This is a genomic window from Occallatibacter sp. (assembly GCF_049802275.1).
GTDB lineage: Bacteria > Acidobacteriota > Terriglobia > Terriglobales > Acidobacteriaceae > Telmatobacter.
Genome location: NZ_JBARMD010000637.1, coordinates 1 through 6,074, shown reverse-complemented (window position 1 = coordinate 6,074; position 6,074 = coordinate 1). Strand labels below are relative to the sequence as shown.

The following is a 6,074-nucleotide window of genomic DNA, read 5'->3' as shown; positions in this document are numbered from 1 at the left end:
TCTTCGGCGTTGCCGCCGCACGGCCCGAACTGGGACGCGCAGGAATCGGGTTGCGGCGATTCGGCCAGCACGTGATCGAACTGCTCGGCACCAAGCGCATCCATACCGGATGGGTTGTGCCCGGCGGAGTCACCGAGCCTTTGACCGCAGCCAAGCGTGACGAGATGCTTGCGATGCTGCCCGAAGCATATGCCAACGTCGCCCTGGCGCTTGCGGCTTACAAACAGATCGCCGATCGCTTCCAGCAGGAGATCTCTGTCTTCGCCAACTTCCCGTCGAACTACCTCGGACTCATCAACGACGACGAAACCATTGAGTTCAGCGATGGCGCACTTCGGCTTATCGGTCCAAAAGGCGACACCATTGAAGACGGCATTACGGCACAGCACTTCACCGAAGTGATTGGCGAAGCGGTGGAGAATTACAGCTACACCAAGTTTGTCTACTACAAGCCGCTCGGCTATCCAGAAGGCAGCTACCGTGTAGGACCGCTGGCGAGGCTCAACATCGTAAAGTCCATGGGCACACCGAAGGCAGACCATGAGCTGGCAGAGTTCAAACAGCTAGCAAACGGCCCGGTCGAGAGTTCCTTCTTCTATCACCATGCGCGCTTGGTTGAGGCGCTCTACGGCATTGAAAAGATCGAGCAGATTCTTGCCGATCCGCAGATCCTCGACAAGCATGTACGCGCCACCGCCGGCGTCAACCGTCTTGAAGGCGCAGGCCAGATCGAGGCGCCGCGCGGCACGCTGAGTCACCACTACAAGGTCGACGAGAACGGGCTCATCACCTGGGCTAACCTCGTTGTCGCCACCGGCCACAACAATAACGCGATGAACAGGGGCGTTCTTCAGGCGGCGAAGGCCTATGTAAAGGACGGCAAGTTCACCGAAGGCGCGCTGAACCGCGTCGAGGCTGTGATTCGCACTTTTGACCCTTGCCTCAGCTGCTCCACACACGCCTTTGGACAGATGCCGCTGGCAATGACGCTTATGTCGGCGGACGGTGAAGTCGCAGACCGAGTTGTGCGGTCTTAGTCAGGCGCATACTCTGAAGACGGAGTGAATTCCCAGGTCTCAAAATCGAGACGTGGGGCACCAAGTTTCGTGGCTCATTCGAAAATCAATGCAGATTCGATGCCTCATCCTCGCTTGCGGGAATACGATGCGCGAAGATGATGGCGTCGGGCCTTTTCTTGCGCAGTGGGCCGAAGAGCACTGGCGCGATGATGCGCGAGTGCGGGTGCTCTGCGATCATCAGTGGACCCCGGATATGGCGGAAGAAATTGCCGCGGCCCAAACGGTAATCTTCGTTGACTGTTCACTGGACCAGGCACCCGGCCAGATCATGTTGCGTGAGCTGAGCTCTGCCTCGTTGAAGCCGGGCCTGGTTACACATCACCTCGGTGCTGCGGAACTGCTCTGCGTCGCGCACGACCTGTATGGAATGCAGCCTCGCAGAGCTTGTCTGCTCACGATCGGCGCCGGGAGCATCGAATTGGGTGAAGGCCTCAGCCCCGCAGTCCGCGATGCGCTTCCCGACGCGGAGGAACTGCTCGCGCTTACGGTGAATCAACTCCTCGGCTGATTCCAATCAGCGCAGGTACCCAGCCAGCTTGAATGAGTAAGCGTAATCGCCTTTGAGCGGCGCATGAAGCACCATGCGCGTTCCATTTGTTTGATCTTTAGTGTTGAGGTCATCATTGCTGCCGAGCTGACTGATGGTTATTCCATTTTTCACTGGAAGGTCGGGGATCGTGATCGTTTGCGCTTTCGGTTTGCCAAGGACGGTCACATAGAGGTCGTCGCCTTTCTTAGTGAAGCGAACATCGTCGCCCTCAGCGGACTTCCCTGCTGCCTTGGTCCACGGTGTGGTGTCGTAGATGGCTTCGCCGTTCTGCTTGAGCCACGCGCCGAGGGCCTTCAGCCGTTCCATCTGCACCGGCGGGATGGTGCCGTCGGCCTCCGGGCCTACGTCAAGCAGGAGGTTGCCGTTCTTGCTGACGATGTCGACGAGCAGGGCGATCAGTTCTCCCGGGGCGATGGTTTCAGCTTCGCCTTCAGCACGGTTGTAGCCGAATGATCGGCCGAGACCGCGGCATTCTTCCCATTTCTTCTCGCTGATCTGATCCTTCTTCTCGTATTCCGGCGAGGTGAAGTCGGAGTGCTTGATGCCGAAGCGGTCGTCGATGACTCCGTCAGGGACGGCGTTGTAGTAGTCGGCTTCGACCTGGAGAGCGTTGCCGGTTTTGGGCCAGTCGATGTCGTTCCATAGGATCGCGGGATGATAACGATTGATGAGTTCGTGAATCTGCGCAAAGGCATACTTGCCGTAGGCGTCGCTCTGCGGTTTCACAGCATCGTAGTCGGCGTTGACTTGGATGGGGCCGGTATTGAATGTCCAGTCGTATCCGCCGGAATAATAGAGGCCCATCTTCATTCCCTGCTTCTGAACCGCGGTCGTCAAGTCGCCGACGATGTCGCGCTCGGCGTGCAGTTGATTCGGCTTGAGGCTCGGCGTCGGATTCGGCGTGGTGCTGGGCCACAGCGTGAAGCCTTCGTGATGCTTGCTGGTCAGCACAACATACCTTGCGCCGGCGTCGCGGAAGACTGCGGCCATCTTGTCGGGATCCCACTTTTTTGATTCACGATTGAAGACGGGCGCGAAATCGTAATAGCCCTGGTCGCCGTAATGTTGCTTGTGGTACTCCTGCGTGGGCGAGCCGGGGATGCGCATGGTGTTGAGGTACCACTCGGCGTAGGGGTCGTACTTGATGTAGTCGTTGGAGGAGAAGTCGTGATCGGGATGCGTGAGAGGAGCCCAACCGGGCACCGAGTACAGGCCCCAGTGAATGAATATGCCGAGCTTCGCACCGGCATACCACTGCGGCAGCGGATGCTGGTCGAGCGATTCAAGCGTGGGTTCGTATTTTGCAGGGTCCTGCGCGGAACAAAGTGCGCCGAGAGAGAGGATTGCAACAGAAATGACGGCAAGCGGTTTCAGGATCATTCGTGTCCTCACGAGGGTTCACACGAATGATAAGTGGTCGGGTCCGTTGGCCAGCCTTCGAATGCCTTTCCGCCATCGGCAAGCTTGAAGAGACTAGTGTGGGGGGCGTGGGGTAATTCCTGGTCAGCTATCCCCCTCCCCCACCCATCTCTGGAAAGAAGCTCCCCGCTTTCAATGGGTTAGAGCGGACGGCCCGCTGCAAATTCTTCTCAATAAGTGACTTAGCCGCAGAGATTTCTCAGCAAAGGAGTTAGAGCCATTTCGGCGCGTGGGATCAACGCTAGATCGTGGCTGCCTTCAGGGAGATTCTTTGGGGCGACTGCCGCTCTTACTGACACTGAATCCATTTTGCGCGTTCGCAGGGAAATTGCATGCAAATTCGTACGAGGAATTCTCGTCGTGGAATGAAGGAGTTGAAGGCAAGGGAACGACAGAACAGTTGACAACGATTGAGGTGAGCCGCGTCGCCTGCGTTGTGCTTTCCGTGTGCACTTTAAACGCGACTCTCAGGCCCGCCGTATTGGACAAAAAATCGCTGGTTCTGGTGACAATGTTCCCGCACTCGAACGATAGAGTCGCCTGCCCTGGCACGGCCAGAGCGACCACCAATATGGGCAGAATCATAGCGAAATCTTACACCGCATAAAACCAACGGCGACTGCACAGGATTGTGCGGCCGCCGTTGGCACCCAGGAAAAAAGCAGATCCTTCGCTGCGCTTACCCCGCGGTCGACTACGTCGTCCGCAGGGCCCCAAGCATGCTCCGCTCAGGATGACACTTCAATGCTCATCAGAAAGCTGCCACCGTCTGGCGCAGGCTATAGGAACTGAGCGTCTTGATGTAGTTGCCGCGGTCGAACGGCGATACATCGGGTACGGAGCGACGGCTGAGGCAGCCGCGCGTTTCGCTGAGTGACGAGTATTCGCGCTTCTCAAGCCAATACTGCAGGTCAGAGAGGACGCGGCCAATGTGCTCGATGCCGTGGATATGCAACGCCGAACACATCATGGCAACGTTGCCCCCGGCCATCACGCTCTTGATGACGTCTTCAGCCGAGTGCACGCCGCCGGTGATGGCGATGTCGATGTTGAGGTGACCGTAAAGAATCGCAGCCCAGTGGAGACGGGGCAGCAGTTCAGACGGCGTGGAGAAGTGGAGCGTGGGCCGCACTTCCAGACCCTCGATATCGAAGTCGGGCTGATAAAAGCGATTGAAGAGAACAATGCCGGCAGCGCCCGCGTCTTCGAGTTTCGACGCCATGTGCGGGAGGCTGGTGAACGACTGCGAAAGTTTGACCGCGACCGGCACCTTGACTGCCTTGCATACGCTCTCGACGAGTTCGAGCAACTGCGCTTCGAGTTCATACGAGGTCTGGCTGCGATCGGTAGCCAGGGCATAGGTGTTGAGTTCGATCGCATCGGCTCCGGCTTCCTCCGACTCCTGGGCAAAACGCACCCAGCCGCCGGTGGTCGCTCCGTTGAGGCTGGCGAGAATCGGAATCTTCACTGACTGCTTTGCGCGCCGCAAGTGATCGAGATAGACCTCGTGGGTCATGCGGTAGTCGTTGAGATCAGGCAGGTAGCCTAGCGACTCGGCAAAGGATTCGGTGCCGCGCGAAAGATCTTCGTCGAGCGCGCGCGATTCCAAAGCAAGCTGTTCTTCGAAGAGCGAGGTCAGCACGATCGCCGATGCGCCGGCATCTTCCATCCGGCGCACGTTCTCGATCGACTCAGAAATCGGAGTGGAGGAAACAACGATGGGCCCATTCAGTTTGAGACCCAGGTACTTTGTGGATACATCAATCATTTTGATCCTCCGGCAGGTGGGACTGCCAGTTTCTCTTCAGGCTTTTCCGCGGGCGCAATGTTGGGTGTCTCGCCGCGACCCGGCATGGATGCGCGGGATGAGTAGACGCGCCACTGGCGCTCCACATCGTCCTGTGCTTCCTTCAGCAGTGCGGCTGCCAGTTCGGGATTGCTGCGCGCAAGCATGGTGTAGCGTGCTTCGCGGTAGGCATAATCCTTGAGCCGGATGGACGGCGCCTTGGAGTCGAGCTGGAACGGGTTCTTGCCGGACTCGCGCAGTGCCGGGTTGTAGCGCATCAGGGGCCAGTAACCGGACTGGACGGCGAGTTTTTGTTGCTCGAGTCCATGCACCAGGTCGTAGCCGTGAGCGATGCAGCTTGAGTAGGCGATGATGATCGACGGGCCATCGTGCGCCTCAGCCTCCTGGAAGGCTTTGACCACATGGCTGTCGTTGCCGCCGAGGGCGACCTGCGCAACATATACAGAGCCGTAGCTGACGGCTTCCATGGCCAGATCTTTTCTGCTGTTCGGCTTTCCAGCTGCGGCAAACTTGGCAACCGCGCCGCGCGGCGTGGCTTTGGAGGACTGACCACCGGTGTTCGAATAGACCTCGGTGTCGAGAACGAGAACATTGACGTTCTTGCCCGAACCGAGGACATGATCAAGTCCGCCGAAGCCGATGTCGAACGCCCATCCGTCGCCGCCCAGGATCCACACGCTCTTGCGAACCAGCGTGTCGGCGATCGCAAGCAGATTGCGTGCGTCGGACGAATCGTTTCCGGCGAGTCTCTCGGAAAGGATCTTCACCCGATCGCGCTGCGCCGTAATCTCAGCTTCTGTCTTCTGCGGAGCGTTGACGAGGTCGGCTGCAAGTTCCGGACCGATGGCTGCTGCCAGGCGTGTCACCAATACTTCGGCGAAAGCCTTCTGCTGATCGAGCGCGGTGCGCATGCCGAAGCCGAACTCCGCGTTGTCTTCGAAGAGTGAGTTGGCCCAGGTCGGTCCGCGACCCGACGCGTTCTTGCTGTAGGGCGTGGTGGGCAGGTTGCCACCGTAGATTGAGGAGCAGCCCGTGGCGTTGGCGACGTAGAGCCGGTCGCCGAATAGCTGGGTGAGCAGCTTGATGTAGGCCGTTTCACCGCAACCTGCGCAGGCGCCTGAGAACTCAAAGAGCGGCTGCAGCAGTTGCAGATCCTTTACCTGCGAGTGCGAAAGCTTGTTGCGATCGACTTCAGGCAGTTCGAGGAAGAACTCCCAGT

Annotated in this window: 5 protein-coding genes; 2 read left to right on the top strand and 3 right to left on the bottom strand. The window is 58.6% G+C overall.

The annotated features are described in order from the left end of the window. Together WA354_RS21510 and WA354_RS21505 are read left to right on the top strand one after the other, a co-directional pair. The coding region (locus WA354_RS21510; protein ID WP_472815073.1) for a Ni/Fe hydrogenase subunit alpha at nucleotides 1–1,037 on the top strand (1,037 nt) is incomplete at its 5' end. 88 nt (nucleotides 1,038–1,125) lie between these two features. Then, the gene (locus WA354_RS21505) at nucleotides 1,126–1,587 is read left to right on the top strand and encodes a hydrogenase maturation protease (RefSeq protein ID WP_472815072.1); all 462 of its coding nucleotides are present in this window, start codon (nucleotides 1,126–1,128) and stop codon (nucleotides 1,585–1,587) included. A 6-nt stretch (nucleotides 1,588–1,593) separates the two neighbouring features. On the opposite strand, the gene WA354_RS21500 is transcribed toward WA354_RS21505, so the two are convergent. The 3 genes from WA354_RS21500 to WA354_RS21490 all read right to left on the bottom strand — a co-directional run. After that, nucleotides 1,594–3,009 (bottom strand): alpha-L-fucosidase, encoded by a 1,416-nt coding sequence (locus WA354_RS21500; protein WP_472815071.1) that lies wholly within the window; start codon nucleotides 3,007–3,009, stop codon nucleotides 1,594–1,596. A gap of 790 nt (nucleotides 3,010–3,799) precedes the next feature. Next, nucleotides 3,800–4,816: a dihydroorotate dehydrogenase-like protein gene (locus WA354_RS21495; protein ID WP_472815070.1), complete on the bottom strand. Its 1,017-nt coding sequence runs from the start codon at nucleotides 4,814–4,816 to the stop codon at nucleotides 3,800–3,802. After that, nucleotides 4,813–6,074, bottom strand: a 1,262-nt coding sequence (locus WA354_RS21490; protein WP_472815069.1) for a thiamine pyrophosphate-dependent enzyme, incomplete at its 5' end; no start/stop codon positions are given. The genes WA354_RS21490 and WA354_RS21495, both read right to left, overlap by 4 nt.

Coding starts and splice junctions, on each gene's coding strand:
- WA354_RS21495 (WP_472815070.1), bottom strand. CDS start 4,816: ATGATTGATGTATCCACAAAGTACCTGGGTCTCAAACTGAATGGGCCC.
- WA354_RS21500 (WP_472815071.1), bottom strand. CDS start 3,009: ATGATCCTGAAACCGCTTGCCGTCATTTCTGTTGCAATCCTCTCTCTC.
- WA354_RS21505 (WP_472815072.1), top strand. CDS start 1,126: ATGCAGATTCGATGCCTCATCCTCGCTTGCGGGAATACGATGCGCGAA.